The sequence below is a fragment of the Kineococcus gypseus genome, from assembly GCF_050871305.1.
GTDB lineage: Bacteria > Actinomycetota > Actinomycetes > Actinomycetales > Kineococcaceae > Kineococcus > Kineococcus gypseus.
The window spans coordinates 1-26,336 of the sequence record NZ_JBJLRD010000057.1; the positions used below are offsets into that span (position 1 = coordinate 1).

25 protein-coding genes are annotated in these 26,336 nt (G+C 77.6%); 12 read left to right on the forward strand and 13 right to left on the reverse strand.

Features of this window, described 5'->3' with window-relative positions; genetic code table 11:
* Positions 1-233: 233 nt before the first annotated feature.
* Positions 234-1,631: an RNA 5'-3' helicase PhoH2 gene (gene phoH2 / locus ACRYMN_RS17755; RefSeq protein ID WP_432497941.1), complete on the reverse strand. Its 1,398-nt coding sequence runs from the start codon at positions 1,629-1,631 to the stop codon at positions 234-236.
* A gap of 314 nt (positions 1,632-1,945) precedes the next feature.
* Positions 1,946-2,707, reverse strand: a complete 762-nt coding sequence (locus ACRYMN_RS17760; RefSeq protein ID WP_432497943.1) for an isoprenyl transferase — start codon at positions 2,705-2,707, stop codon at positions 1,946-1,948.
* Positions 2,708-2,804: 97 nt separating this feature from the next.
* Between ACRYMN_RS17760 and trhA the strand changes: the two genes are divergently transcribed.
* Positions 2,805-3,470 carry a PAQR family membrane homeostasis protein TrhA gene (trhA, locus tag ACRYMN_RS17765; protein ID WP_432497945.1) on the forward strand — a complete coding sequence of 222 codons (666 nt, stop codon included), beginning with the start codon at positions 2,805-2,807 and terminating at the stop codon, positions 3,468-3,470.
* 378 nt (positions 3,471-3,848) lie between these two features.
* Here the strand turns inward: trhA and ACRYMN_RS17770 are convergent, their stop codons facing one another.
* The 4 genes from ACRYMN_RS17770 to ACRYMN_RS17785 all read right to left on the reverse strand — a co-directional run bounded on the left by ACRYMN_RS17770 (position 3,849) and on the right by ACRYMN_RS17785 (position 7,862).
* Positions 3,849-5,915: a thioredoxin domain-containing protein gene (locus tag ACRYMN_RS17770; protein ID WP_432497948.1), complete on the reverse strand. Its 2,067-nt coding sequence runs from the start codon at positions 5,913-5,915 to the stop codon at positions 3,849-3,851.
* Between the two features lie 60 nt (positions 5,916-5,975).
* Positions 5,976-6,476, reverse strand: coding sequence for a general stress protein (locus ACRYMN_RS17775; protein ID WP_432497951.1), 501 nt, complete (start codon positions 6,474-6,476; stop codon positions 5,976-5,978).
* A gap of 254 nt (positions 6,477-6,730) precedes the next feature.
* Complete coding sequence (locus ACRYMN_RS17780; RefSeq protein ID WP_432497954.1) at positions 6,731-7,252, reverse strand: GNAT family N-acetyltransferase; 522 nt, start codon at positions 7,250-7,252, stop codon at positions 6,731-6,733.
* Between the two features lie 46 nt (positions 7,253-7,298).
* The gene (locus ACRYMN_RS17785; RefSeq protein ID WP_432497956.1) at positions 7,299-7,862 is read right to left on the reverse strand and encodes a TetR/AcrR family transcriptional regulator; all 564 of its coding nucleotides are present in this window, start codon (positions 7,860-7,862) and stop codon (positions 7,299-7,301) included.
* Between the two features lie 103 nt (positions 7,863-7,965).
* Between ACRYMN_RS17785 and ACRYMN_RS17790 the strand changes: the two genes are divergently transcribed.
* Positions 7,966-8,328: a DUF4267 domain-containing protein gene (locus ACRYMN_RS17790; protein WP_432497959.1), complete on the forward strand. Its 363-nt coding sequence runs from the start codon at positions 7,966-7,968 to the stop codon at positions 8,326-8,328.
* Positions 8,329-8,454: 126 nt separating this feature from the next.
* On the forward strand, positions 8,455-9,393 hold the full coding sequence (locus tag ACRYMN_RS17795; protein ID WP_432497962.1) for a Gfo/Idh/MocA family protein: 939 nt from the start codon (positions 8,455-8,457) through the stop codon (positions 9,391-9,393).
* Positions 9,394-9,461: 68 nt separating this feature from the next.
* Here the strand turns inward: ACRYMN_RS17795 and ACRYMN_RS17800 are convergent, their stop codons facing one another.
* Both ACRYMN_RS17800 and mca read right to left on the reverse strand, forming a co-directional pair.
* The gene (locus tag ACRYMN_RS17800) at positions 9,462-9,794 is read right to left on the reverse strand and encodes a hypothetical protein (RefSeq protein ID WP_432497964.1); all 333 of its coding nucleotides are present in this window, start codon (positions 9,792-9,794) and stop codon (positions 9,462-9,464) included.
* The gene (mca, locus tag ACRYMN_RS17805) at positions 9,791-10,681 is read right to left on the reverse strand and encodes a mycothiol conjugate amidase Mca (RefSeq protein ID WP_432497966.1); all 891 of its coding nucleotides are present in this window, start codon (positions 10,679-10,681) and stop codon (positions 9,791-9,793) included. Before mca ends, ACRYMN_RS17800 begins: the two co-directional genes overlap by 4 nt.
* A 122-nt stretch (positions 10,682-10,803) precedes the next feature.
* Between mca and ACRYMN_RS17810 the strand changes: the two genes are divergently transcribed.
* Together ACRYMN_RS17810 and greA are read left to right on the forward strand one after the other, a co-directional pair.
* Complete coding sequence (locus tag ACRYMN_RS17810; protein WP_432497969.1) at positions 10,804-11,223, forward strand: DUF4307 domain-containing protein; 420 nt, start codon at positions 10,804-10,806, stop codon at positions 11,221-11,223.
* 125 nt (positions 11,224-11,348) lie between these two features.
* Complete coding sequence (greA, locus tag ACRYMN_RS17815; RefSeq protein ID WP_432497972.1) at positions 11,349-11,840, forward strand: transcription elongation factor GreA; 492 nt, start codon at positions 11,349-11,351, stop codon at positions 11,838-11,840.
* A gap of 87 nt (positions 11,841-11,927) precedes the next feature.
* Here the strand turns inward: greA and ACRYMN_RS17820 are convergent, their stop codons facing one another.
* Positions 11,928-13,292, reverse strand: coding sequence for an AI-2E family transporter (locus ACRYMN_RS17820; RefSeq protein ID WP_432497974.1), 1,365 nt, complete (start codon positions 13,290-13,292; stop codon positions 11,928-11,930).
* A 97-nt stretch (positions 13,293-13,389) separates the two neighbouring features.
* Between ACRYMN_RS17820 and ACRYMN_RS17825 the strand changes: the two genes are divergently transcribed.
* Positions 13,390-14,832, forward strand: coding sequence for a sigma 54-interacting transcriptional regulator (locus ACRYMN_RS17825; protein WP_432497976.1), 1,443 nt, complete (start codon positions 13,390-13,392; stop codon positions 14,830-14,832).
* On the opposite strand, the gene ACRYMN_RS17830 is transcribed toward ACRYMN_RS17825, so the two are convergent.
* Positions 14,820-15,194, reverse strand: a complete 375-nt coding sequence (locus ACRYMN_RS17830) for a hypothetical protein (protein WP_432497978.1) — start codon at positions 15,192-15,194, stop codon at positions 14,820-14,822. The two genes, ACRYMN_RS17825 and ACRYMN_RS17830, sit on opposite strands and share 13 nt — an antisense overlap.
* A gap of 51 nt (positions 15,195-15,245) precedes the next feature.
* Here ACRYMN_RS17830 and ACRYMN_RS17835 point away from each other — a divergent pair, with 51 nt between their 5' ends.
* Positions 15,246-16,199: a DUF389 domain-containing protein gene (locus ACRYMN_RS17835; RefSeq protein ID WP_432497981.1), complete on the forward strand. Its 954-nt coding sequence runs from the start codon at positions 15,246-15,248 to the stop codon at positions 16,197-16,199.
* Positions 16,200-16,256: 57 nt separating this feature from the next.
* On the opposite strand, the gene ACRYMN_RS17840 is transcribed toward ACRYMN_RS17835, so the two are convergent.
* Complete coding sequence (locus tag ACRYMN_RS17840; RefSeq protein WP_432497983.1) at positions 16,257-16,568, reverse strand: type II toxin-antitoxin system Phd/YefM family antitoxin; 312 nt, start codon at positions 16,566-16,568, stop codon at positions 16,257-16,259.
* Positions 16,569-16,709: 141 nt separating this feature from the next.
* Between ACRYMN_RS17840 and ACRYMN_RS17845 the strand changes: the two genes are divergently transcribed.
* The 4 genes from ACRYMN_RS17845 to ACRYMN_RS17860 all read left to right on the forward strand — a co-directional run bounded on the left by ACRYMN_RS17845 (position 16,710) and on the right by ACRYMN_RS17860 (position 22,110).
* Positions 16,710-16,991 carry a metal-sensitive transcriptional regulator gene (locus ACRYMN_RS17845; RefSeq protein ID WP_432497985.1) on the forward strand — a complete coding sequence of 94 codons (282 nt, stop codon included), beginning with the start codon at positions 16,710-16,712 and terminating at the stop codon, positions 16,989-16,991.
* A gap of 94 nt (positions 16,992-17,085) precedes the next feature.
* The gene (locus tag ACRYMN_RS17850) at positions 17,086-17,280 is read left to right on the forward strand and encodes a cation transporter (protein WP_432497995.1); all 195 of its coding nucleotides are present in this window, start codon (positions 17,086-17,088) and stop codon (positions 17,278-17,280) included.
* Between the two features lie 86 nt (positions 17,281-17,366).
* Entirely contained in the window at positions 17,367-19,613 is a 2,247-nt protein-coding gene (locus ACRYMN_RS17855; protein WP_432497997.1) for a heavy metal translocating P-type ATPase, read from the forward strand.
* 445 nt (positions 19,614-20,058) lie between these two features.
* Positions 20,059-22,110, forward strand: coding sequence for a vWA domain-containing protein (locus ACRYMN_RS17860; protein ID WP_432497988.1), 2,052 nt, complete (start codon positions 20,059-20,061; stop codon positions 22,108-22,110).
* Positions 22,111-22,523: 413 nt separating this feature from the next.
* Here the strand turns inward: ACRYMN_RS17860 and ACRYMN_RS17865 are convergent, their stop codons facing one another.
* Positions 22,524-23,684: a serine hydrolase domain-containing protein gene (locus ACRYMN_RS17865; protein WP_432497991.1), complete on the reverse strand. Its 1,161-nt coding sequence runs from the start codon at positions 23,682-23,684 to the stop codon at positions 22,524-22,526.
* Positions 23,685-24,224: 540 nt separating this feature from the next.
* Positions 24,225-25,430, reverse strand: coding sequence for a cystathionine gamma-synthase (locus ACRYMN_RS17870; protein ID WP_432497993.1), 1,206 nt, complete (start codon positions 25,428-25,430; stop codon positions 24,225-24,227).
* Positions 25,431-25,572: 142 nt separating this feature from the next.
* On the opposite strand from ACRYMN_RS17870, the gene msrA reads away from it, so the two are divergent.
* On the forward strand, positions 25,573-26,214 hold the full coding sequence (msrA, locus tag ACRYMN_RS17875; protein WP_432498000.1) for a peptide-methionine (S)-S-oxide reductase MsrA: 642 nt from the start codon (positions 25,573-25,575) through the stop codon (positions 26,212-26,214).
* The last annotated feature ends 122 nt before the right edge of the window (positions 26,215-26,336 follow it).

Sequence of the window (26,336 nt, forward strand, 5' to 3'; positions counted from 1 at the left end):
CGCGCGCCTAGGCGAGCACCGGCGGACACCGGCGGACACCGGCGGACACCGGCGGGCACCGGCTCCCGCCGCGCCGGGGGGGGGGGGCCCGGGCGCCCCCCCCCCCCCCCCCCCCCCCCCCCCCCCCCCCCCCGGCCCGGCGGGGGCCCCCCCCCCCCCCCCCCCCCCCCCCCCCCCCCCCCCCCCCCCCCCCCGGCCCTCAGCCCCGCGGGGCGCTCACGCCCGCGGGCCGCTCACGCCCCGAAGTCGTTGAGCAGCTCCGTCACCAGCGCCGCCACCGGCGAGCGCTCCGAGCGCGTGAGCGTCACGTGCGCGAACAGCGGGTGCCCCTTGAGCGCCTCGACCACCGCCGCCACCCCGTCGTGCCGGCCCACGCGCAGGTTGTCGCGCTGGGCCACGTCGTGCGTGAGGACCACCTTCGAGCCCTGCCCGATGCGCGAGAGCACCGTCAGCAGCACGTTGCGCTCCAGCGACTGCGCCTCGTCGACCACCACGAACGCGTCGTGCAGCGAGCGGCCGCGGATGTGCGTCAGCGGCAGCACCTCGAGCATGCCGCGGTCGACGACCTCCTCCAGCACGTGCGGGGAGACCAGCGCCTCGAGCGTGTCGAAGACCGCCTGGCCCCACGGGCCCATCTTCTCCGCCTCCGTGCCCGGCAGGTACCCCAGGTCCTGCCCGCCCACGGCGTACAGCGGCCGGAAGACCACCACCTTGCGCTGCTCGCGGCGCTCCATGACCGCCTCCAGGCCCGCGCACAGCGCCAGCGCGGACTTGCCCGTGCCCGCGCGCCCGCCCAGCGAGACGATGCTCACCTCCGGGTCCAGCAGCGCGTCCAGCGCGATGCGCTGCTCCGCCGAGCGGCCCCGCACGCCGAACGCCTCGCGGTCGCCCTTGACCAGCCGCAGCTGCTTGTCCGCGCCCACCCGCCCCAGCGCGTGCCCGCGCGGGGAGGAGAGCACCACCCCGGTGTTCACCGGCAGCTCGCGCGCCTCCGGGTGCTCCACCGAGCCCGCCTCGTACAGCGCCGAGACCTCCTCGGCCGTCGCCGTCAGCTCCGCCACGCCCGTCCAGCCCGAGTCCGGCGCCAGCTCCGCGCGGTACTCGTCGGCCACCAGGCCCACCGCCGACGCCTTCACGCGCAGCGGCACGTCCTTGGAGACCACCGTCACGTCGTGGCCCTCGTCGGCGAGGTTGCGCGCCACCGCCAGGATGCGGGTGTCGCCCGCCGTGGCCAGCGGCCCGGTGCGCAGCGCGGACGGCAGCGAGGTCGCGTCCGAGTGGTTCAGCTCCACGCGCAGCGTGCCGCCCTCCTCCCCCACCGGCACGGGGCGGTCCAGGCGGCCGTGCTGCACGCGCAGGTCGTCCAGGCGGCGCAGCGACTCGCGCGCGAAGTAGCCCAGCTCGGGGTGGTGGCGCTTGCCCTCCAGCTCGCTGACCACCACCAGCGGCAGGACCACGTCGTGCTCGGCGAAGCGGGTCAGGGCGGCGGGGTCGGACAGCAGCACGGAGGTGTCGAGGACGAACGTGCGGCGCGCGGCGGGAGCGGTGGCCCCCGGTCCGGCGCCGGGCGCCGCAGCGGCGGCCGGGGCGGTCGGGGTGTGCGGCGCGGCGGGGGTGGAGCTGGTGACCACGGACGTCTCCCGTTTCCGGGAGCCCGGGGCGAGCGCGCCCGGACCCCCTCATCAGCGGCGGACCGGGACCTCAGGCCACCGTGCGGGCGACCCGGGACCGGGCCCCCCTGCGGCGCTGGACAGCACCCACGGCGACCTCCCGGACGGGCGGCGGTCGCCACCCGTCACCCCCGACGCTAGCCCCAGATCCGTTGCACGGGGCCGGGAACACGCCCGTGCGGGTGAGCGGTCGGCGACGTGTCGGTGACCTGCCGGGGACCTGACGGCGACGCGCCACTCACCGTCACCGCGAGGGAGCCGCGGGGCCCTCGCGGTCACGCTCCGAAGCGGCGCTCGCGGGCGGCGTAGGAGCGCAGCGCGCGCAGGAAGTCGACCTTGCGGAAGTCCGGCCACAGCACCTCGCAGAAGTACAGCTCGGTGTGCGCGCTCTGCCACAGCAGGAAGCCGGACAGGCGCTGCTCGCCGGAGGTGCGGATCACCAGGTCCGGGTCCGGCTGGCCCTTCGTGTACAGGTGCGCGGCGATGTGGTCCACCGTCAGCACGTCGGCGAGCTGCTCGATGGACGTGCCCGCCGCGGCGTGCTCGCGCAGCAGCGAGCGCACGGCGTCGGCGATCTCCTGCCGGCCCCCGTAGCCGATGGCGACGTTGACGACCGCCCCGCCGATGTCGGAGGTGTCGCGCGCCAGCGCCCGCAGCCGCTCCGCCGTCGCCGGCGGCAGCAGCTCCAGCGCCCCCACCGGGTGCACCCGCCAGCGCCGCGCGGCCGCCAGGCGGGCCACGCAGTCCTCCACGATGCCGATCAGCGGGGCCAGCTCCGCCTCGGGGCGGTGCAGGTTGTCGGTGGAGAGCAGGTAGAGGGTGACGACCTCGATGCCCTCGTCGTCGCACCAGCCCATGAACTCGACGACCTTGTCGGCGCCGGCGCGGTGCCCGTGCGCGCTGGGCGCGCCGAACGCCTTGGCCCAGCGCCGGTTGCCGTCGAGGATGATGCCGACGTGGCGCGGCAGCACAGCCGCGTCCAGCGACCGCTCCAGCCGCCGCCCGTACGCGCCGTAGAGGAGGTCGCGGAGGTCCATCGGCGCTCACGGTATACCCGCCCCCCGCGGCGACGACCCCGCCCGCACGGGTCCGCCGCCGCACCGGGCCCGCGCCCGCGTGGCGTACGGTCCCGCCATGCCGCTGGACCCCGCACCGACGCTCGACGCGGTCAAGCCGCGACTGCGCGGCTGGCTGCACGCCGGCACCTCCCCGGCCGCGCTGGCCGCCGGAGCGGTGCTCGTCGCGCTGGCCCCCACCGCGGCCTCGCGCACCGCCGCGGCCGTCTTCGCCGCGACCTCGGTGCTCCTCTTCGGCACCAGCGCCGTCTACCACCGCGGCACGTGGTCACCGCGCGCCGGGGCCGTGCTGCGGCGCCTGGACCACAGCAACATCTTCCTCATCATCGCCGGCACCTACACCCCGCTGGCCGTCACGACGCTGCCCGCCGACGACGCCCGCTCCCTGCTGACGCTGGTGTGGGCCGGCGCCCTGGCCGGCACCGCCTTCCGCGTCTCCTGGGTCGGCGCCCCGCGCTGGCTGTACACGCCGGTCTACGTCGCCCTCGGCTGGGTCGCGGTGGGCTACCTGGGCGCCTTCGCCCGCGGCGGCGGGTGGGCGGTGGCCACCCTCGTCGTCGCCGGGGGCCTCGCCTACTCCGCCGGCGCCCTCGTGTACGGCCTCAAGCGCCCGAACCCCAGCCCGCGCTGGTTCGGCTTCCACGAGGTCTTCCACGCGTGCACCGTCGTCGGGTTCGCGGCGCACTTCGTCGCCATCGCGATCGCGACGCTGCAGCACCGCTGAGGGGTCCTCGGGTTCCGTCGCCCCGGGGTCGGGTCCCGCCCCGGGCGTCGGGGCGGTCCTCCGCCGGGCTCTCCGCCCGCTCCTCCCAGCTGGAGACCACCTGGGCGGCGGAGGGCGGGCTCCGGACGCCCGGCTGCGGACCACCCCGCCACCCTCCAGCCGCACCGGCCGCTGGGGACCGGCCCCCTCAGCCGAGACGCAGTGCGCGGGCAGGTGAGGTGGAGCCGGACGGCGGGGGGTGCGCAGCCGGGCGTCCGGAGCCCGCCCCCTGCTGCCCACCCGGAGCGGTGCTGCCAGCGGCGGGCGGAGAGCCCGGCGGAGCACCCCCCGACGGCCCGCCAGGGCGACCACGCGGACGCACCCCGCCCGGGGCGGAACTCAGGCCGCGCGGACCCCGAGGGCGGCGGCGAGGGCGGCCGGGTCGGTCGTGGGCGCGTCGCACACCTGGCCGCGGCAGACGTAGGCGGCGGCCCGCCCGCCGACGAGGCCGCGCTCGGCCAGCAGCGGCGGGTCGGACTCGCCGGGCACGCCGCGGGCGACGACGAGGCCGGGGGCGGTCCCGGCCAGGGCGAGGCGGTGCAGCTCGGCGGCGGCCGGGTCGCCGGGCTCGCCGAGCACCGCCACCTCGCGCGGGCCGTCGCGCAGCGCCTCGGCGACGGCCAGGCCCCAGCCGGCGAAGCGGGGGGCCTGGGCGGCCAGGGCCGCGACCACGCCGAGGGAGGCGACGGCGGCGTCGGTGAAGCGCGAGTCGCCGGTCAGCGCGCCGACCGACAGCAGCGCGCCGGCGGCGGCGGTCCAGCCGGAGGGGGTGGCGCCGTCGGAGGGGTCCGAGGGGCGCTCGGCGCCGCCGCGGGCGGCGCGCAGGGCGGGGTCGACGGCGTGGGCGGCGACGTCGTGGAACCCGCCGCCCTCGGCCGCGAACTGCTCCAGCACCTCCTCGCACACCTCGCGCGCCACGCCCGCCCAGCGGTGCTCGCCGGTGGCGGCGTGCAGGGCCAGCAGCCCCTCGGCGAGGTCGCCGAGGTCCTCCAGCACGGCGGCCGGCTCGCCGACGACCCCGTCGCGCGAGACGCGCCGCCAGCGCCCGTCGACGCGGTGCACGTCGACGAGGAACGCCGCGGCGGTGCGGGCGGCGAGCAGCAGGTCCGGGCGGGCCAGCAGCGCGCCGGCCTCGGCCAGCGCGGCGACGGCCAGGCCGTTCCAGGCGAGCACGACCTTGTCGTCGCGGGTGGGCTGGGGGCGGTCGGCGCGGGCGGCGGCCAGGCGCTCGCGCACGCGCAGCCAGCGCGCCAGCTCCTCGCCCTCCAGGGCGCGGGTCAGGCGCGCGGTGGAGGTGCCGTGCTCGAAGGTGCCGGCCTCGGTGACGCCGAGCAGGTCGGTGGCCCAGGGGCCGTCGTCGATGCCGAGGACCTCCACGAGGTCGCCGAGGGTCCACACGTAGGTGGCGCCCTCGACGGCGTGCACGCGCCCGTCGGCGCCGGGCACGGGGGTGTCGGCGTCCAGCGAGGCGGCGAAGGCGCCCTCGGGGGTGCCCAGGCCGGCGAGCAGCCACTCGCACGTCTGCTCGGCCACGCGCCGGTGCTCGGCGTCGCCGGTGGCGCGCCAGGAGTGCAGGTAGGCGCGCGCCAGCAGCGCGTTGTCGTAGAGCATCTTCTCGAAGTGCGGCACGACCCAGCCGGCGTCGACGGCGTAGCGGGCGAAACCCCCGGCGACCTGGTCGCACGTGCCGCTGCGGGCCATCGCCGTCAGGGTGCGCGCGGCCAGGCCGGCGGCGACCTGCGAGCCGGTGCGCGCGGCGTGGCGCAGCAGGAACTCCACGACCATCGACGGCGGGAACTTCGGCGCGCCGCCGAAACCGCCGTGCACGGCGTCCTCCTCGCCGGCGAGCGCGGTGACGGCGGCGGCGAGGTCGTCGTCGCCCGGCGGGGCTCCGCCGGACGGGGCGGCGGCGGCGCCGAGGGCGCGGGCGATGCGGGCGCTGGAGCCGAGGACCTCCTCGCGCCGCTCGCGCCAGGCCTCGGCGACGGCGTCGAGGACCTGCCCGAAGGAGGGCACCTGCGGGTGCGGGCGCGGCGGGAAGTACGTGCCGGCGAAGAAGACCTCGCCCTCGGGGGTGCAGAACGTCGTCATGGGCCAGCCGCCCTGGCCGGTCAGGGCGGTGGTGGCGGCCATGTGCACGGCGTCGACGTCGGGGCGCTCCTCGCGGTCGACCTTCACGCACACGAACCGCTCGTTCATCGCGGCGGCGGTGGCGGGGTCCTCGAAGGACTCGTGCGCCATGACGTGGCACCAGTGGCAGGCCGCGTAGCCGGTGGAGACCAGCACGGGCACGTCGCGCCGGCGCGCCTCGGCGAACGCCTCCGGCCCCCACTCCCACCAGTCGACGGGGTTGTCGCGGTGCTGCTGCAGGTACGGGCTGCGCGAGTGCTGCAGGCGGTTGGCCACGCGCCCACGCTGCCACAGGGCGGTCGGGGGCACGCGCCGGGACCGCGGCCGGCGGGCCGGTCAGCGCCGGCGGCCGCCGGTGGCCACGCCCTCGGCCAGCAGGGCGCGGGCCTGCTGCTCGTGGGCGGCGTCGACCTGCACGTCGTAGCGCTCGGCCGCCAGGCCGCGCACGGAGGTGAAGTCGCGCGTGCCGCCGGTGGCGGCGTGCCCGGCGAACCCGGCCACCAGCCCGAACACGGCGCCGACCAGGACGGCGGTCAGCACGATCGACAGCCACCCCACCACGGCGAAGAGGCCCAGGAGCAGGCCGGTGAACAACCCGAACCAGGCGCCCGAGGCGGCGCCCAGCGCGGCCGCGCGGCCCTTCGTCATCCGGCCGGAGACCTGCTCGACGATGCGCACGCCGTCGCCGACGATGCGCACGTGCTGCACGGGGAAACCCCGGTCGGACAGGTGGTCCACCGCCAGCTGGGCCTGCAGGTAGTCGCTGTAGCTGGCCACCACCACCCCACCGGCGGGCAGGGTCCGCGGTGCCTCGCGGCTCGGGTCGTGCGTGCTCATGCCGTCCTCCACGGGTCTGCGCTCGCGTGCGTCTCCTGCCTCAACGATGGGGGCGCGGGGCGTGGCGCGCGAGCGCAACCGCAGCGGTCCCGCCGGCTCGTGCGGTGGGGGACGCCCGGACGCCCGGGGACCGCACCGGGGAGTTCTCGCGGACCGGCGCGGTGCGCGCAGCGGGAGGACCCGCTGCACCGCTGCTGCGACCCGTCCCCCGGCCGCGGGGCGCTGCCGCGAGGTCGCCACCGCCCGAGCGCGCCTCACGCCCGCGGGTCGAGCAGCTGGAACAGGACGTGGTCCTGCCACCGGCCGGCGATCCGCAGGTACCGCGGGGCCAGCCCGTAGCGCATGAAGCCGCACCGCTGCAGCACCCGCTGCGAGCGGGTGTTGTGCACGAGCGTCTCCGCCTGCACCCGGTGCAGGCCGAGGTCGTCGAACGCCAGGCGGGTCACCCGCGCGAGCGCCGCGCCGGCCGCCCCGCGCCCACCGGCGGCGCTGGCGATCCAGTAGCCGGTGCTGCACGACTGCAGCGCGCCGCGCACGACGCCGTTGAGGGTGATCCGGCCGATGACGGCGCCGTCGTCGTCGAGGACCACGTGCGGCAGGCACGTCCCCGCCTCGTGCGCGGCCAGCGCACCGCGGACCTCGGCCCGCTGGCCGGCCGCGGTGAACCACGCCTCGTCGCGCAGGGGTTCCCACGGCGCCAGGAACTCGCGGTCGACGCGCACGAGGCGCGCCAGGGCGTCGGCGTCGCGCACCTGGACGAGGCGGGTGGTGACCACGCCGGGAGTCTCCCAGCGCACCGGCGGCGGTGGAACGGCGGCGCCCTCACGGACCCCCCGGCTCCCCCGGCTCCCCCGGCTCCCCGGCGAGCAGGCGGTGGGCCAGCTCGGAGCGGGCCCGCGCCCGCCCGGCGCGCAGGCGCCCGCCGGCCTCGAGCGTGGCCAGGCCGTGCAGCAGCGACCAGGCGACCTCCGCCCGCGTGCCGTCCCCGTCGGGGAAGACCTCCTGCACGCCCGCGAACGCCCGCCGCATCGGCTCGGGGGTGTCCTCGGCGGCGAACGGCAGGCCCGAGGGCAGGGAGAACATCGCCTCGTAGACGCCCGGGTGGGCGGCGGCGAAGCCGAGGTAGGCGCGCACCCTCGCCGGCGGCGAGGCCCCCGCCGCCGCGAGCGCGTCGGCGAGGTCCGCGAAGCCGGCCAGGGCCACGGCGTCGACGACCGCCTGACGGCCGGCGAAGACCGTGTAGAGCACGGGCTGGGTGACGCCGAGGGTCGCGGCGAGGCGGCGCACCGTCACGGCGGCCCACCCCTCGGACTCGGCGAGGTCGCGCGCGGCGGCGAGGACCTGCTCGCGCCGGGAGCTGAGGTCGGGAGCGGGGCGGGGAGACACGACAAGTACCCTAGCAGCGTTATATAACAACGATAGACAACAGGGCCGAGTCGGCGGGCCCGTCCACCCCCACCCGCGCCGACGAACCCGGGAGGACTCCGCCGTGCACCTCGCCGCCCTGATCACCGCCCTGCTCGCCTGCCTCGGCATCGTCGTCGTCGGCACCCGCTTCCTGCTCGTCCCGCACCGGGCCACGACCGACTTCGGCGTCGGCGCCGACGACGTGCGCGCCCTAGCGGCGACCAAGGGCGTGCGCGACATCACCTCCGGGGTGGTGGTGCTGGTGGTGTGGGCGGCCGCCGGGCCCGCCGCCGCGGGCTGGGCGCTGGCCGCCGCGGCCCTGACCGCGGTGGGCGACGCCGTCGTCGTGCGCGCCCGCGGCGGCGCGCTCGCCACGGCGCTGGGCGTGCACGGGCTGACCGCCGCGGTGCTGGTGGCCGCGGGCCTCGTCCTGGCCCTGGGCTGAGGGTCGCGCCCCGGCCGGCGCACCCCCCGGCCGGCGCACCCCCCGGCGCGGCCCGGCCCGACGACGACGCCGCCCGGGAGGTGACCACCCCCTGACCGGCGCGCCCGGGTGCGGCAGGGTGGTCCCGTGAGCGACGCACCGCGGCGGTTCGGGGTCCTGGGCACCGGTCACTGGGCCGCGACGTGCCACGGCGCGGCGCTGGCCGCGCACCCGGACGTGGAGCTGGTCGGCTTCGCCGGGCGCGACCCCGCGCGCGCGGCCGAGGTGGCCGCGCGCGTGGGCGGGCGCGCCTTCGCCTCCCCGGACGAGCTGATCGACGCGGTGGACGCGGTGACCCTGGCGCTGCCCCCGCACGTGCAGGCGCCGCTGGCCGCGCGCGCCGCCCGCGCCGGGCGGCACGTGCTGCTGGAGAAGCCGCTGGCGCTCGACCTCGCCGCGGCCGACGACGTGGTGGCGGCCGTGCGCGAGGGCGCGGTGGCCGCCGTGGTGCACACCACCTACCTCTTCCACCCGGAGGTCACCGGGTGGCTGGAGCACCTGGGCGCGCTGGCCGCCGAGCACGGCCCGTGGGAGGGGGCGCTCGCCCGCTGGGCCGGCACGATCGACGCGCCGGGCAACCCCTACGGGGCCTCGGCGTGGCGGCGCGAGAGCGGCGGGCTGTGGGACACCGGCCCGCACGCGCTGTCGGTGCTGGGCGCGCTGCTGCCGCCGGTGGAGCGCGTCAGCGCCGGGCGCGGGGTGCGCGACGCGGTGAACGTCGCGCTCGAGCACGCCGGCGGGGCGGGCAGCGCGCTGTCGCTGACGCTGACCGCCCCGGCCGGCGCGGGCGGCTCGTTCGCCACGGTGTGGGGCCCGGGCGGGCGCCACGACCTGCCGCGCTTCCACGGCACCGTGCAGGAGGGCTTCCGCCGGGCCGTGGACCGGCTGCGCACCAGCGCCGCCACGGGCGAGCCGGACCCGGCCGGCGCGGCCGCCGGGCGCGAGGCGGTGGCGGTGCTGGCCGCGGTCGAGGCGCACCTGGCGCGCCCGCCGGCCGAGCGCACCACGGCCGTGGCGCGCCGCTGACGCCCGCCCCCGGCGCCCGGCGCCTGACGCCCGGCGCCTGACGCCCGGCGCTGACGCCCGGCGCCCGGTTAGTCCCGCCGGTCGCGCTCCCCGGCGTCCCCGGTCCCGTCCGCGTCCCCGTGTCCCCCGGCAGCCTCGCGCTCGCGCGCCTCGCGGCGGGCGCGCTCCTCGGCGCGGTCCTCCGCCGCCAGGCGGGCGCGCTGGTCCACCCCGCGCACGCGCCGGGCCATGCTGCGCCCGAGGAGGTACAGCGCCAGCGCCAGCCCGAACAGGGCCAGGAAGCCGCCCAGGCCGGGGGTGACGAGGTCGGCGTCCACCGTCGGCTGCGGCGTGCCGGTGGCCGTGCCGGTGCCGGAGGTGGACGTGGTGGGGGTGGGTGCGGCCGACCCGGTGGCGCTCACGCGCGCAGCCCGGCGAACAGGTCGTCCTCGGGCAGCTCGGTGGGCACGTGCGAGACGGCCAGGTGGTAGTCCTCGGTGGGCCACAGCTCGCGCTGCAGCTCGTTGGGCACGCCGAAGAAGAAGCCGTCGGGGTCGATCTGGGTGGCGTGCGCGAGCAGGGCGCGGTCGCGCACGTCGAAGAAGTCGGCGCACTCCACGCGCGTGGTGACCTCCAGCTCCACGCGCCTCGGGGCGTCGGGGTCCTCCTCCATCTTCCGCGCGCGCTCGATCCACTCCCCGTACGGGGACTCCTTGCCCTGCGCCAGCAGCGCCTCGTGGAAGGCGGTCATGCGCTTCCGCGAGAAGGAGGCGTGGTAGTAGAGCTTGGAGGTGCGCCACGCCTCGCCGGCCAGCGGGAAGCGCCCCGGGTCGGCGGCGGCGTCGAAGGCCGCCCGCGAGACGGTGTGGCACATGATGTGGTCCGGGTGGGGGTAGCCGCCGGACTCGTCGTAGGTGGTCATCACGTGCGGGCGGAACTCGCGCACGACGTGCACGAGCGCGTTGACGGTCAGCTCCTCCGGCTCCAGCGCGAAGCAGCCCGCCGGCAGCGGCGGCGGCGGGTCGCCCTCGGGCAGGCCGGAGTCGACGTAGCCGAGCCAGCGGTGCCGCACGCCCAGCACGCGGGCGGCCTCGGCCATCTCCCGGCGCCGGTACTCGGCCATGTCGCGCAGCATCCGCGCGTCGCCCTGCAGGCGCGGGTTGAGCACGTCGCCGCGCTCACCGCCGGTGCACGAGACGACGAGGACCTCCACGCCCTCGGCCGCGTAGCGCGCCATCGAGGCGGCGCCCTTGCTCGACTCGTCGTCCGGGTGCGCGTGCACGGCCATCAGCCGCAGCGTCTCCGCCACTGGGCGTCCTCCTCCTGCTCCCCCGCGCCCGCGGGCCCGCCGGCGGCGGGTGCGACCATCGGGGCACGTCCTCGCCCCATCCTGACCGACGGGCCCGCGCCCGCGAGAACCGGGAGCCCCCCGTGCCCAGCCGCACCCCCCTCGACCCGCTCGCCGAGCGCTACGGGCACCGCCGGCGCGCGCAGCGCCCGTGGTACCGCCGGCCGCTGCCGCTGGCCGCGGCGGTGCTCGGCGCGCTGCTCGTGCTGGCCTACGGGGTGTGGGTGTCGGTGGCGCAGTCGCGCGGGCCGGCGTTCACCGGCATCGGCTACCGGGTGCTCGACGACCGCACCGCGGAGGTCACCTTCGCCGTCACGCGCGAGCCGGGCACGGCGGTGACCTGCGCGGTGCACGCGCTGGACGCGGCCTCGGCGGAGGTGGGGCTGGTGCAGGTGCGGGTGCCCCCCGCCGGGGAGCGCACCGTGCAGCTGACGGTGCCGGTGCGCACGACCACCCGGGCCACCACCGCGCTGGTCGAGTCGTGCTCGGCGGTGGAGGGCTGAGCCCGGGAGGGCTACCGTGGTGCGTTCGAGTCGTCCGCCCCCCGCGACCGGGGGGCCGGGCGACTCGGTGTTTCAGGGGGCGGGGCCGAGGCCGCGCCCGTGGGAGTGCGACGAGGAGCGAGACCGTGACCGAGACGACCAGCGACGGCGTCACCTGGCTGACCCGGGACGCCTACGACCGGCTGAAGGCCGAGTACGAGCACCTCTCCGGCCCGGGCCGCACCGAGCTCGCCAAGCGCATCGAGCAGGCGCGCGAGGAGGGCGACCTCAAGGAGAACGCCGGCTACCACGCCGCCAAGGAGGAGCAGGGCAAGCAGGAGCTGCGCATCCGCCAGCTGCGCCGGCTGCTGGAGACGGCGAAGGTCGGCGAGGCCTCGGCCTCCGGCGAGGTCGCGCTCGGCTCCGTCGTCGAGGTGGAGCTGGCGGGCGAGCGGATGGAGTTCGTGCTCGGCAGCCGCGAGGTCGGCGACGCCGGCGGCCTGGACGTCTACAGCGAGCGCTCGCCCCTGGGCGCGGCCGTGCTGGGCCGGGTGCCGGGCGACGAGGTCTCCTACACCGCGCCCAACGGCCGGCAGATCGCCGTGAAGGTGCTGGGCGTGCGCCCCTTCACCGGCTGACCCGGCTGACCCGGCTGACCCGGCCGACCCGGGGCGACGGCGCGCGGGCGCCCGGGCACCCCCCGGTGCCAGGGCGCCCGCCGCGCGTCAGCGCTGCACCTGCGGCGCCCCCCCGGGCCCGGCGTCGCGCCCGGCGTCGGGCCCGGCGTCGTGGCCGGCGTCGGGCCCGGCGTCGGGCCCGGCGTCGTGCGGCGCGGGGGTGTCCGGGGCCAGCGGGGCGTCGGACTCCTCGATCTCGGCCACCTCGGGGGTGCGGGCCCCGCCGCGCGCCAGGGCGCCGACGCCGGTGTTGAGCACCGCCACCAGCGGCACGGCGAACAGGGCGCCGACGATGCCGAAGACGGTGGCGCCGCCGGCCACGGCGAGGATGACGGCCAGCGGGTGCACCGCCACGGCCCGGCCCATGAGGAACGGCTGCAGCACGTGGCTCTCCAGCTGCTGCACCGCGATGACGACGCCGAGCATGATCAGGGCCGTGACGGGCCCCTGCGCGACCAGCGCGACGAGCACCGCCACCGCGCCGGACAGCAGCGCGCCGACGATGGGGATGAACGCGCCGAGGAAGACCAGCAGGCCCAGCGGCACGGCCAGCGGCACCTGCAGGACGGCCGCGCCGATCGCCACGCCGGTGCCGTCGGCCACGGCGACGACGATCGTGGCGCGCATGTAGTGCGTCAGCGTCACCCAGGACTGCCGCGCGGCGTCGTCGAGGGGCTCGCGCGCCGGGCGCGGGAACAGGTGCAGCAGCCACGCCCAGATCCGCCGGCCCTCCAGCAGGTAGAAGAAGGACGCGAACAGGGCGATGAAGAAGCCGGCGACGACGTGCCCGGCGGCGGTGACCACGCCGGTGGCGCTGGAGACGATGGTGTCGCGGTTGGCCGCCAGCGCGTCCTGCGCCTGGTCGACGTAGCCGGACAGCGCGGCGGAGGAGACCTGCAGCGGCCCCTCGGCCAGCCACCGCTCGACCTCGTCGACGCCCTGGCTGGCGGAGTCGGACAGCTCGCCGAAGCCGTCGGCGGCGCGGGTGCCGATGAGGGCGATCAGGCCGGAGACGACCGCGAGCGCCAGCAGCATCGTCAGCGCGGTGGCCAGCGCCCGCGGCACCCCGCGCGCGTGGCCCCACTGCACCGCGGGCTCGAGCAGCGCGGCGATCAGCAGCGCCACCAGGACGGGCACGAGGACCTCGGACAGGAAGCTGAGCCCGTACGCGGCGATCACCACGGCCGCGGTGATCGCCACGACGCGCCAGGACCACTCCGCGGCGGTGCGCACCGCGGGGCTGACGTAGGGGTGGTGCGGCCGCGGGTGCAGGGCGTCGGCCGGCTCCGCGGCCGGCTCGCGCCGCGGGCCGGCCGCGACGCCGGGGCGCGGCTCGGGACGCGGCTCGGACCGCGGCTCGGACCGCGGCTCGGCGCGGCGCCGGGCGAGGCGCTCGGTGCGGCTGTGCGGCATGGCCACCATCGTGCTCCGCGGCGGCGGTGGCGGCGCGGCGGGACGGTGACGACCCCGGGGGGGTGTGGTGGGCGGCGAACGGACGTAGGTTCGGCGCGTGAGCAACCGCGACGCCACCGCGACGACCGCCACCCTCCCCCTCGAACCGCCGGCCGGCCTGCCGCGCACGCTCGGCGAGCTGCGCGCCTCCGGGCACGAGCACCTGAGCGTCAAGGCCGAGCTGCGCCGCAACCTGCTGGAGCGCATGCGCTCCGGCGAGGACCGCTTCCCCGGCGTCCTGGGCTACGAGGACACCGTCGCCCCGGAGCTGGAGCGCGCGCTGCTGGCCGGGCACGACGTGGTGCTGCTCGGCGAGCGCGGCCAGGGGAAGACGCGCCTGCTGCGCTCGCTGGTGGGCCTGCTCGACGAGTGGACGCCGGTGATCGAGGGCAGCGAGCTCAACGAGCACCCCTACGCGCCCCTGACGCCCGCCTCGCGCCGGCGGGTGGTGGCCGAGGGCGACGCGCTGCCGGTGGCGTGGCTGCACCGCTCGCTGCGCTACGGCGAGAAGCTGGCCACCCCGGACACCTCCGTGGGCGACCTGATCGGCGACGTGGACCCAGTCAAGGTCGCCGAGGGCCGGGCGCTCGGCGACCCGGAGACGATCCACTTCGGCCTGGTGCCGCGCACCAACCGCGGCGTCTTCGCGATCAACGAGTTGCCCGACCTCGCCGAGCGCATCCAGGTCTCGCTGCTCAACGTCCTGGAGGAGCGCGACATCCAGGTGCGCGGCTACCAGCTGCGCCTGCCGCTGGACCTGCTGCTGGTGGCCAGCGCCAACCCGGAGGACTACACCAACCGCGGGCGGATCATCACCCCGCTCAAGGACCGCTTCGGCGCGGAGATCCGCACCCACTACCCGCTCGAGGTCGAGCTGGAGGTGGACCTGGTGCGCCAGGAGGCCGCCACGGTCGCCGAGGTCCCCGAGCACCTGCTGGAGGTGCTGGCGCGCTTCACCCGCGCCGTGCGCGAGTCGCCGGCGGTGGACCCCGCCTCGGGCGTCTCGGCGCGCTTCTCCATCGCGGCGGCCGAGACGGTGGCGGCCGCGGCGCTGCGCCGCTCGGCGCTGGCCGCCGAGGACGGCGCGCCGGTGGCGCGCGTGGGCGACCTGCACACGGTGGTCAGCGTGCTGGCGGGCAAGGTGGAGTTCGAGCAGGGCGAGGAGGGGCGCGAGACGGAGGTCCTGGAGCACCTGCTGCGCACCGCGGTGGCCGAGACGTACCGCGCCCGCCTGGGCGGGGCGGAGCTGTCCGGCTTCAGCGCGCTGGTCACCGACGGGCGCACGGTGGAGACCGGCGACCTCGTGCCGGCGCGGCAGCTGCTGGAGCAGGTGGGCACCGTGCCGGGCCTGGCGCAGGTGCTCGAGCGCCTGGACCTGGGCGACGAGCCCACGCCGGGGCGCGCCGCCGCGGGCGTGGAGTTCGTGCTGGAGTCGCTGCACCTGACGCGCCGGCTGGACAAGGTCGTGCTGGAGGACGGGCGCACGGTCTACGGCGCCTGACGCGCCGCGCCGGCGGGCGGGAGGGGGCCGCCGCGCTTGGGCGGCTTGCCCCGCCAGCGCAGCGACCGCGCGTCCAGCTCGCGCAGCAGCGGGTCGCCCTCGGCCAGCAGCCGCTCGCCGGCGGCGACGGCGTGAGCGAGCTGCGCGTCGTCGAGCTGGCGGTGCGCGGCGCCGGCGCGCCGGTCCAGCACGTCGTACCAGCACGCGCCCACGGCGTCGTCGAGCAGCACGCGCGCGAAGCAGTGGTCGGCGCGCAGCACCCAGCGCCCGCGCGCGGCCGCCGCGGGCAGCTCGCGTCCGACCAGCTCGCGGTAGCGCTCGAGCAGCTGCGCGCGCTCGTCACCGCCCGCCGCGCCCGTCACCCGGGCACGGTAGCGCCGCCGGCCGGCGGGCGCGCCCGCCAGGATGGTGCCGTGCTGCACCTGCGCGTCGTCTGCCCGGCCCCCTCCACGCCCGCGGTGCTGGAGGTGCTGCGCGCCGAGCCGGGCGCGGCGAACGTCACCGTCCACGTCGGCACGGTGGTGCAGCCGCCGGGCGACCTCGTCGAGGCGGACGTGGCGCGCGAGGCGGTCGACGCGGTGCTGCGGCGCCTGCGCGGGCTCGGCGTCCTCGAGCACGGCTCGCTGGTGCTCGAGCCGATCGACACGGCGCTGGGCGCGGAGGTGGAGCGCGCCGAGCGCGACGCCCCCGGCCAGGGCGACGACGCGCTCGTGTGGGACCAGCTCGTGAAGGCCGCCGACGGCGGGACGACCAGCTCGGCGGCGTTCTACTCCTTCCTCGTGCTGGCCACCCTCATCGCGGGGGTGGGGCTGCTGACGGACAGCACGGTGCTCATCGTCGGGGCGATGGTGCTCGGCCCGGAGTTCGGGCCGCTGGCGGCGCTGGCCGTCGCGGTGGTGCGCCGGCGCCGGGACCTGGTGCCCGGGCCGCTGCGCGCCCTGGGCCTGGGCTTCCCGCTGGCCATCGCGCTGACGGCCGCGGCCGTCGCCGGGCTGGACGCGGTGGGGCTGGTGCCGGAGGAGTTCGTGCAGGGGCGGCGCCCGCTGACCTCGTTCGTCGCCTCCCCGGACGCCTTCAGCGTCATCGTGGCCCTGCTGGCGGGGGTGGCGGGCACGCTGTCGCTGACCGCCGGCAAGTCCGGCCCGCTGGTGGGGGTCTTCATCAGCGTGACCACCGTGCCGGCGGCCGCCGACGTGGCCGCCGGGCTGGTCACCGGCCAGACGGGCACTGCCCTGGGCGCCGCGGTGCAGCTGGTCGTCAACCTGAGCTGCATCCTGCTCGCCGGCGTCCTGACGCTGCTGGTGCAGCGGACGTACTGGCGCAGGGTCCACCGCGACGGGCGGCCCGTGCCGGTGCGGGTGCCCTGAGGCGCCCGGCGAACAGGTCGGTCGTGGCGTTCGTGTCCAGCAGGGAAGCGCTGCCGGTCACGCCCCGCAGTCCTCACGACCCCCGGGGACCGCTCCGCCCCGGCGCTCAAAGGCGTGGTCGTCCTCCAGGTCGAAGCCGGCCAGGTCGCGGCGCAGCCCCTCAGCCAGTCCGGGACCGAGGTGGGACAGGGCCCCGGCGACCTCGTCGGCGGGCACGAAGGTGCGCGGTCCCGTGCTCGGGGGCCGGACGGGGGCGAGCGTGGCGACCGGCCTGCCGTGGCTGGTGACGGTGAACGTCTCCCCGGCCTCAACCTCCCGGATGAGCTGCGCGCAGTGGTCGCGCAGGTCGCGGACCCGGATCGTCCTCACCCCCACGAGCGTAGCCATCGGCTACGTCGTACCCGAGGGGAGCGTCCTTCGGCCGGGAGGTCCGACCGCGGGAACAGACCCGGGCGTCACCCCGTTCACCAGGTACCCCCCAGGGGTAATCGACGAGGCGAGGAGGCGGCCGTGCCCGGCTACGACGGCGAGAAGGAGCAGGTCCTCAAGCGGCTGCGCCGCGTCGAGGGGCAGGTGCGCGGCCTGCAGCGCATGGTCGAGGAGGACACCTACTGCATCGACGTGCTCACGCAGGTGTCCGCGACCACCAGGGCCCTGCAGGCCGTGGCGCTGCAGCTGCTCGACGACCACCTGGCCCACTGCGTCGTCGACGCCGCCCGCGAGGGCGGCCCGGCCGCCGAGGCCAAGGTCAAGGAGGCCTCCGACGCGATCGCCCGCCTCGTGCGCTCCTGAGGCACCCGCTCCCCCAGTACCAGCGGCACCACCCGCACCAGCACCACCGACACCAGGAGGAACCGTGAGCCAGCAGTCCTACGAGATCACCGGCATGACGTGCCAGCACTGCGTGAGCGCGGTGCGCAGCGAGGTCGGCGCGATCGAGGGCGTCACCTCCGTGGACGTCGACCTCGTCGCCGGCGGCACCTCCACCGTGACCGTCGTCTCGGAGGCGCCGCTGGAGGAGGCGGCCGTGGCCGCCGCCGTGGACGAGGCCGGCTACGAGCTCGCCGGCAGGCGGCCGTGACGCCCGAGCAGCCCGGCGCACCCGACGTGACGGCCGCGAGCGGCGCGGCGGCGGCGCTGCGCACGGTCGAGCTGGAGATCGGCGGCATGACGTGCGCCTCGTGCGCGGCCCGGGTGGAGAAGAAGCTCAACCGGATGCCGGGCGTGGAGGCCAGCGTCAACTACGCCACCGAGAGGGCGCGCGTGGCGCTGCCCGAGGGCACCGGCGTCGCCGAGGCCATCGCCGTCGTGGAGGCCACCGGCTACACCGCCGCGCTGCCGCCCGCGCCGCGGCCCGAGCCCGCCGCCGCACCCGCCGACGGCGGCACCGGTCAGCCCGGGCAGCCCGGGCAGCCCGGGCGGGCGCAGGACCCGCGCACCGCGGCGCTGCGCCAGCGCGTGCTGGTCTCGACCGCGCTGACCGTGCCGGTGCTGCTGCTGTCGATGGTGCCCGCGCTGCAGTTCGCGAACTGGCAGTGGCTGGCCCTGACGCTGGCCTCCCCCGTCGCCGTCTGGGGCGCCTGGCCCTTCCACCGCGCGGCGTTCACGAACGCCCGGCACGGCGCCGCGACGATGGACACCCTCGTCAGCCTCGGCGTGCTCGCCGCGTTCGGCTGGTCGCTGTACGCGCTCTTCCTCGGCCACGCCGGGGCGCCGGGCATGCGCATGGGGTTCACGCTGCTGCCCGCGCGCGGCGACGGCGCCGGGGAGCTGTACCTGGAGGTCGCCTCCGCGGTGACCGTCTTCCTCCTCACCGGCCGCTACCTGGAGGCGCGCGCCAAGCGCCGCTCCGGCGAGGCCCTGCGCGCCCTGCTGGAGCTGGGCGCCAAGGACGTCGCGGTGCTGCGCGGCGGGCGCGAGGAGCGCGTGCCGGTGGCCGCCCTGGCCGTGGGCGACGAGTTCGTCGTGCGCCCCGGGGAGAAGATCGCCACCGACGGCGTCGTCGTCGAGGGCTCCGGCGCGGTGGACGCCGCGCTGCTGACCGGCGAGGCCGTGCCCGTGGAGGTCGGCGCCGGCGACGCCGTCACCGGCGCCACCGTCAACGCCGGCGGGCGCCTGGTCGTGCGCGCCACCTCCGTCGGCGACGGCACCCGGCTGGCGCAGATGGCCCGCGTGGTCCACGACGCCCAGTCCGGCAAGGCCGCCGTCCAGCGCCTGGCCGACCGCGTCTCCGCCGTCTTCGTGCCCGTCGTTCTCGTGATCGCCCTGGCCACCCTCGCCGGCTGGCTGCTCACCGGGCACGGCGCCGAGGCCGCGTCCACCGCCGCCGTCGCCGTGCTCGTCATCGCGTGCCCGTGCGCGCTGGGCCTGGCCACCCCCACGGCCCTGCTCGTGGGCACCGGCCGCGGCGCCCAGCTCGGCGTGCTCATCAAGGGCCCGGAGGTGCTGGAGTCCACCCGCCGGGTCGACACCGTCGTGCTCGACAAGACCGGCACCGTCACCACCGGCCGGATGGCGCTGGTCTCCGCGCACCCGGCCCACGGCGTGGACGAGGCCGAGCTGCTGCGCCTGGCCGGCGCGCTGGAGGACGCCTCCGAGCACCCCGTCGCGAAGGCCGTCGCCGCGGCCGCCCGCGCGCGCGGGGCCGCGCTGCCCGCGGTGGACGGCTTCACCTCCACCGGCGGCCTCGGCGTGGCCGGCGTCGTGGACGGGCGCGCCGTCGCCGCCGGGCGCGCCTCCTGGCTGCAGGAGCAGTGGGCCCAGCCCCTGCCGCCCGAGCTGGCCGCCGCCCGCGAGGAGGCCGAGGCCGCCGGGCGCACCGCCGTCGCCGTCGGCTGGGACGGCGCCGCGCGCGGCCTGCTCGTCGTGGCCGACGCCGTGCGCCCCACCAGCGCCGCCGCCGTGGCGCACCTGCGCCGCCTGGGGCTGCGCCCGGTGCTGCTCACCGGCGACAACGCCCGCGCCGCCCGCGCCGTCGCCGCCGCCGTGGGCGTGGACGAGGTGGTGGCCGAGGTCCTGCCCGAGGGCAAGGTCGACGTGGTGCGCCGCCTGCAGTCGCAGGGCCGCGCCGTCGCCGTCGTCGGCGACGGCGTCAACGACGCCCCCGCCCTGGCCGCCGCCGACCTCGGCATCGCGGTGGGCACCGGCGCCGACGTCGCCGCGCACGCCGCCGACCTGACCCTCGTGCGCGACGACCTGCTCGCCGCCGTCGACGCCCTGCGCCTGTCCCGGGCGACGCTGCGCACCATCCGCACCAACCTGTTCTGGGCGTTCGCCTACAACGTGGCGGCCATCCCGCTGGCCGTCGCGGGGCTGCTCAACCCGCTCGTCGCGGGGCTGGCCATGGCGCTGTCGTCGCTGTTCGTCGTGACGAACAGCCTGCGGCTGCGGCGCTTCCGGGGGACGGCCGCCTGAGGACCGGCCCGGGCCCGTGGGGTCGGGGCCGCTCGGTCGGGTCTTCGCCCGGGCGACGGGGTGGTCCTCCGCCGGGCTCTCCGCCCGCTGCTGCCCACCTCGGCCCACCTCGGCGCGCGGGGCGGGCTCCGGACGCCCGGCTGCGGACCACCCCGCCACCCTCCAGTCCCACCAGCCGTCGGGGACGGCGAGCGGGAACCGCGCGCTCATCGCCGGCGGCCCGGTGAGGTGCGGCCGGACGGCGGGGGGTGCGCAGGCCGGCGTCCGGAGCCCGCCCTCCCCCGCCCGGGTGGGGCGGTGCCGCCCCGTCGCGGGCGGAGAGCCGGCCGGAGCACCCCCCGACGGCCTCCCGGCCCAGCCACGCGCGACGCACCCCGACCACGCGCGACGGACCCCGAGCGCGGAGGGCGTGGCGCGCGGGACGCCGCGGACGTAGCGTCGCGCCATGAGCGATGCGCGGAGCAGGTCCTGGGCGCGGCGGCGCGGTGGGCGCTACCGCTACGGCGAGTGGGCCGGCGGACCGGACCCGCTCGCCGCGCCCTACGACGTGCGCGCCGCGGTGGACCGCGTGGGCCAGGAGGTGCTGCGCGGCGGCTCGCTGCGCGAGGCGCTGCGCGACATGGTGCGCCACGGCCCCGACGGCCGCTCCGGGCTGGAGGAGCTGCGCGCCCGCGCCGCCCGGCTGCGCCGCGAGGCCGCCCGGCGCGGCGACCTCGACGGGGCCCTGACGAAGGCGCGCGCCCAGCTGGACCAGGCGCTGGCCGCCGAGCGCGAGGAGCTGGCCGCCCGCACCGGCGACGACCCGCGCGCCGACGACGCCCGCTTCGCCGAGGCGCGCCTGGACGCCCTGCCGCGCTCGACCGCCCAGGCCGTGCGCGACCTGCAGGACTACGACTGGGCCTCGGAGCAGGCCCGGCAGCAGTACCAGCAGATCCTCGACGGGCTGCGCGACGACGTCCTGGACCAGCAGTTCCGCGGCATGAAGCAGGCCCTGCAGGGCGGCGACCCCGCGGCGCTGCAGGCGATGAAGGACATGGTCTCCGACCTCAACGACCTGCTGGGCAAGCGCGCCCGCGGTGAGGACACCCAGGAGGACTTCGAGGAGTTCAAGGCCAAGCACGGCGACCTGCTCGGCGAGGACGGCGCGCAGGCGCAGGACCTCGACGAGCTCGTCGACGCCCTGGCCCGCCGGGCCGCGGCCGCCTCGCGCCTGATGCGCTCGCTCTCGCCGCAGCAGCGCGCGGAGCTGTCCGAGCTGGTGCAGCAGGCCTTCGGCGACGACCTGGACCTGCAGGCGCAGATGGCGCAGCTCTCGGACAACCTGCGCGCGCTGCGCCCCGACCTGGACTCCACCACCGGCGAGCGGGTGCGCGGCGCGCGCGGCAGCGAGCCCCTCGGCTACGGCGAGGCCGCCGACGCCCTGCAGGACATCTCCGAGCTGGACGACCTGCTGGACTCCCTGGGCCAGGAGCACCCCGGCGCCACCCTCGACGACGTCGACGTCGACGCCCTGGAGCGCCAGCTCGGCCGCGGCGCCGCCGACGACCTGCGCCGGCTGCGCGAGCTGGAGCGCGAGCTGCAGCGCCAGGGGTGGCTGACGCGCTCCGGGCAGGGCCTGACCCTCTCCCCCAAGGCGCTGCGCCGCCTGGGGCAGACGGCGCTGCGCGAGGTCCTCGACCGCGTGGCCGCCACCGGCCGCGGCGACCACGACGACTCCAGCGCCGGCGCGGGCGGCGAGGCCACCGGCGCCACCCGCCGCTGGCAGTTCGGCGACGAGCAGCCCCTGGACGTGGTGCGCACCGTCTCCAACGCGCTGCGGCGCACCCGCCCCGAGCCGGGCGGGCGCGTGCGGCTGAGCTGGGAGGACTTCGAGGTCGTCGAGACCGAGCGGCACTCCTCCGCGGCCGTGGCGCTGTGCGTGGACCTGTCGTTCTCCATGGCCGCCGAGGGCCGCTGGGGGCCGATGAAGGAGACCGCCCTGGCCCTGAGCCACCTGGTCTCCACGAAGTTCCCCGGCGACGCCCTGCAGATCATCGGCTTCGGCCTGCACGCGGCCCCCATGTCGCTGACGGAGCTCGCCGAGGTCGAACCGGACTTCGTGCAGGGCACGAACCTCCAGCACGCCCTCAGCCTCGCCCGCCGCCACCTGCGCCGGCACCCCGACGCCGAACCGGTCGTGCTCGTCATCACCGACGGCGAGCCCACCGCCCACCTCGACGACAGCGGCGGCACCCCCGAGGCGGTCTTCCAGTGGCCGCCGACGTCCGCCACGATCCGCGCCACCGTCACCGAGGTGGACCACCTCACCCGCTTCGGCGCCACCATCAACCTGTTCATGCTCGGCGAGGACCCGGGCCTGCGCCGCTTCGTCGAGGCCGTCGCCCGCCGCAACGGCGGCCGGGTGCTCAGCCCCAGCCCGCAGCGCCTCGGGCAGTTCGTCGTCGACGACTACCTGCGCTCGCGCTCGGGACGCTCCTCGCGGCGGCGCGCTTCGTAGGAGTTCGTGGCCGGGTTCCGGCCCGCGGTCGAGTTTCGATCCGAGTCGGGTTCCGGCCCGGGCGTCGGGGAGGTCCTCCGCCGGGCTCTCCGCCCGCTCCTCCCAGCTCGAGCCCACCTGGGCGGTGGAGGGCGGGCTCCGGACGCCCGGCTGCGGACCACCCCGCCACCCTCCAGTCCTACCAGCCGCTCGTGGCCGAACCCCTGCGCCGCCCCGCGCCGCCCCACCGCGCCCGGTGACGTGCAGCCGGACGGCGGGGGGTGCGCAGGCCGGCGTCCGGAGCCCGCCCCGCGCGGCCGGGCGAGGTGGTGCCGCCCCGTCGCGGGCAGAGAGCCGGCCGGAGCACCCCCCGACGGCCTCCCAGCCCAGCCACGCGCGACGCACCCCGACCACGGGCACGAGTTCACGGGCGCTCAGGCGAACGCCGCCCGCACCACGTCGAGCACCGCGCCCATCGCCGCGAGCCCGCCCTCCTCGTCGGCGGCCGTCGCCGTCGGCAGCGCCGTCACCGCGACCGTCACCGCGGCGCCGTCGTCGGTGGCGCCCCCGCGCGTCTCGAAACCGGGGATGTCCCCGCCGTGGCCCCACAGCAGGCGCCCGTCGGGCAGCGGGGAGCTGGACAGCCCCAAGCCGTAGCGCGAACCGTCCCACAGGTCCGGTGCGGGCACGGTGGTGCGCGCCTGCTCCAGCTGCTGCGCGGAGAACAGCTCCCCGCGCAGCAGGGCGAGCGTGAAGGCGTTCAGGTCGCTGGGCGTGGCCACGACCGCGCCGGCCGCCCACCCCCAGGAGGGGTCCAGCAGGGTCAGCTCGCGCCACGGCTGCGCGGAGCTGTCGCGGTGGAACGCGACCGGGTGGGGCCCGCGGAAACCCTGCTCGCCCGGCTGCGGGAAGAACGTCCCGCGCAGGCCGAGGGGCTCGGTGATGCGGGTGCGCACCAGTTCCGCCAGGGGCCGGCGGGCGACGCGCTGCACGAGCAGGCCCGCCACGACGTAGCCGGTGTTGCTGTACAGCCACGCCTGACCCGGTGCCCCGGTGGCGGGCACGTCGCGCACCAGGTCGAGCAGTTCGCGCGGGTCGTAGTAGCGCTCGCGCAGCAGGGACCAGTCGGAGGTGCCGAACTCGGAGGTGTAGTTGGGCAGGCCGCTGGTGTGCTGCAGCACCTGGCGCACGGTGATGTCGCGCCCGTCGCCGGCGGGCCCGCGCAGCAGCCCGGGCAGGTGCGTCTCGACGGGTTCGTCGAGGACCACCAGGCCCTCGTCGACGAGCTGCAGGACGAGGGCGGCCACGTACGTCTTCGTGTTGCTGCCCACCCGCACCCGGCCGTCGAGCGGGACGGGCGCGCCGCTGGTCGCGGTGAGGTCGTGCACGCGCCCGTCGGGATCGCGCACGCTGGCCAGCGCCGAGGGGAACCCGACGCCGTGCACGAGGTGGTCCAGGTGCTCCTGCAGCGGGTGCGGGCGACGCCGCCGGTGCGCCTGCGCGGGCGGCGCGGTGGCGACGGCCCCGGCGCCCAGGGCGGCACCCCCGAGGGCGCTGAGCACGGAACGGCGGGACGGGGCGAGGGTGCTGGACACGCGAACTCCTGGTGTCGTCGGTTCCTGACGACACCCATCCGACCTGCTCGCGGCCCCCCGCCCCAGGGAGGCAGCCGGTGTCCTCCCCCGGGGGTTCTCCCCACCCCGTCAAGGTCCGCCCGGTCGGGTTCACCCGGTCGGGTTCACCCGGTCGGGTTCACCCGGTCGGGTTCACGGCCGGGCGTCGGGGCGGTCCTCCGCCGGGCTCTCCGCCCGCTCCTGCCAGCGGCACGTCACCCCGGCGGCACGGGGCGGGCTCCGGACGCCCGGCTGCGGACCACCCCGCCACCCTCCGAGCCCACCAGGCACCCACGACCGGAACCCGCGCCGCCGCGCCGCGCTCCGGTGACGCGCGCCCGGGCGGCGGGGGGTGCGCAGCCGGGCGTCCGGAGCCCGCCCTCTGCTGCCCACCCGGAGCGGTGCTGCCAGCGGCGGGCGGAGAGCCCGGCGGAGCACCCCCCGACGGCCTGCCAGCCCGACCACGCGCGACACACCCCGGCCACGGGCACGCCTCCCAGCACGTGGGAACGGGCGAGCGCCTCAGCCCAGGGCGGTGGCGAGGTCGGCGATCAGGTCGTCGGCGTCCTCCAGGCCGACGGACAGGCGCACCAGGTCGTCGGGGACCTCCAGCAGGGAGCCGGCGACGGAGGCGTGGGTCATGCGGCCGGGGTGCTCGACGAGGGACTCCACGCCGCCGAGGGACTCCGCGAGGGTGAACAGCTCCGTCTTCGCGCACACGGCCAGGGCGTCGTCGACGCTGGCGGTGCGGAAGGAGATCATCCCGCCGAAGCGGCGCATCTGCTTCGCGGCGACGTCGTGGTTGCGGAACTCCGGCAGGCCCGGGTAGAGCACCTTCGTCACGCGCGGGTGCGACTGCAGGAACTCCACGACGCGCTCGGCGTTGTCGCAGTGGCGCTCCATGCGCACCGCGAGGGTCTTCAGGCCGCGCTGGACCAACCAGGAGTCGAAGGCGCCGGGCACGGCGCCCATGGCGTTCTGGTGGAAGGCGATGCGGGCGGAGAGGGTGCCGCCGCGGCCGTCGTCGCCGTCGCGCACGACGACGACGCCGCCGACGACGTCGGAGTGGCCGCCGGCGTACTTGGTGGTGGAGTGCACGACGAGGTCGGCGCCCAGCAGCAGCGGGGTCTGCAGGTACGGGGAGGCGAAGGTGTTGTCCACGACGAGCAGCGCGCCGGCGGCGTGGGCGACCTCGGCGATGGCGGCGATGTCGCCGATCGTCAGCAGCGGGTTGGTGGGCGTCTCCAGCCACACCAGGCGGGTGGTGCCCGGGCGCACGGCCGCGCGCACGGCGTCGAGGTCGGCGAGGTCGACGGGGGTGTGCTCCACGCCCCACGGCTCGAAGACCTTCTTCACCAGCCGGTAGGTGCCGCCGTAGGCGTCGTCGGGGAAGACGACGTGGTCGCCGGGCACCAGCAGGGCGCGCAGCACGGCGTCCTCGGCGGCCAGGCCCGAGGCGAAGGCCCACGCCCCGTCGCCCTGCTCCAGGGAGGCGAACTGCACCTCCAGCGAGGTGCGGGTGGGGTTGCCGGAGCGGGAGTACTCGTAGCCGGTGCCCAGGCCGGTGCGCATCCCGCCGACGCCGTCCTGCTTGTACGTGGACGTCTGGTAGATCGGCGTCACCACGGCGCCGGTGGCCGGGTCGGCGTCCTGGCCGGCGTGCAGGGCGCGGGTGGAGAAGCCGGGCGGGCGCGCACCGGGACCGGGGGTGCTGTCGTCAGTCGTCACGGGCGGCGAGCCTACGCCGCGCCCGCCGGGCGGGCCCGGGCGGCGGCGGGCGGCGGGGAACGCACGGGGCCCGCGCGTGGTTGAGGGGAGTACCACGAGGGAGGAGCGCTCAGTGCTTTTCGGCAACCCGTACAAGACCCGCATGGTGACCGCGGAGGAGGCCCTGCCGGGCTCGCCGGCCCGCCGCTTCGAGGTCCCGGCCGTGCACGCCGTGCTCGGCACGCCGCTGGAGGGCCCCTGGCCCGAGGGCACCGAGGTGATCTCGTTCGCCATGGGCTGCTTCTGGGGCGCGGAGCGGATCTTCTGGCGCCAGCCGGGGGTGGTGACCACCGCGGCCGGCTACCAGGGCGGCTTCACGCCGAACCCGACGTACGAGGAGTCGGTGACCGGCCGCACCGGCCACGCCGAGACGGTCCTGGTCGCCTACGACCCGGCCGTGACGAGCCCGGAGCAGCTGCTGAAGGTCTTCTGGGAGAACCACGACCCCACGCAGGGCTTCCGGCAGGGCAACGACCGCGGCACCGAGTACCGCTCGGCGGTCTACACCACGACCCCCGAGCAGCTCGAGGCCGTGCGGCGCACCCGCGAGACGTTCCAGCGCGAGCTGACCGAGCACGGCCACGGCGAGATCACCACCGAGGTCCGCCCGGCGAGCGAGGCGGGCACGTTCTGGTACGCCGAGGACTACCACCAGCAGTACCTGCACAAGGTGCCCAACGGGTACTGCAACCACGGCCCCAACGGGCTGACCTGCCAGATCGGCCTGGTCGGCAGCGCGGACTGAACCGGTTCCGCCCGTCCCGCGGGGGGGGGGGGGGGGGGGGGGGGGGGGGGGGGGGGGGGGGGGGGGGGGGGGGGGGGGGGGGGGGGGGGGGGGGGGGGGGGGGGGGGGGGGGGGGGGGGGGG

Bases quoted from the DNA above. Each gene is read 5' to 3' on its own strand.
- ACRYMN_RS17760 (WP_432497943.1), bottom strand. From the start codon at position 2,707: ATGGACCTCCGCGACCTCCTCTACGGCGCGTACGGGCGGCGGCTGGAG.
- trhA (WP_432497945.1), top strand. From the start codon at position 2,805: ATGCCGCTGGACCCCGCACCGACGCTCGACGCGGTCAAGCCGCGACTG.
- ACRYMN_RS17775 (WP_432497951.1), bottom strand. From the start codon at position 6,476: ATGAGCACGCACGACCCGAGCCGCGAGGCACCGCGGACCCTGCCCGCC.
- ACRYMN_RS17820 (WP_432497974.1), bottom strand. From the start codon at position 13,292: ATGCCGCACAGCCGCACCGAGCGCCTCGCCCGGCGCCGCGCCGAGCCG.
- ACRYMN_RS17850 (WP_432497995.1), top strand. From the start codon at position 17,086: ATGACGTGCCAGCACTGCGTGAGCGCGGTGCGCAGCGAGGTCGGCGCG.
- ACRYMN_RS17855 (WP_432497997.1), top strand. From the start codon at position 17,367: ATGACGTGCGCCTCGTGCGCGGCCCGGGTGGAGAAGAAGCTCAACCGG.
- ACRYMN_RS17860 (WP_432497988.1), top strand. From the start codon at position 20,059: ATGAGCGATGCGCGGAGCAGGTCCTGGGCGCGGCGGCGCGGTGGGCGC.
- msrA (WP_432498000.1), top strand. From the start codon at position 25,573: ATGGTGACCGCGGAGGAGGCCCTGCCGGGCTCGCCGGCCCGCCGCTTC.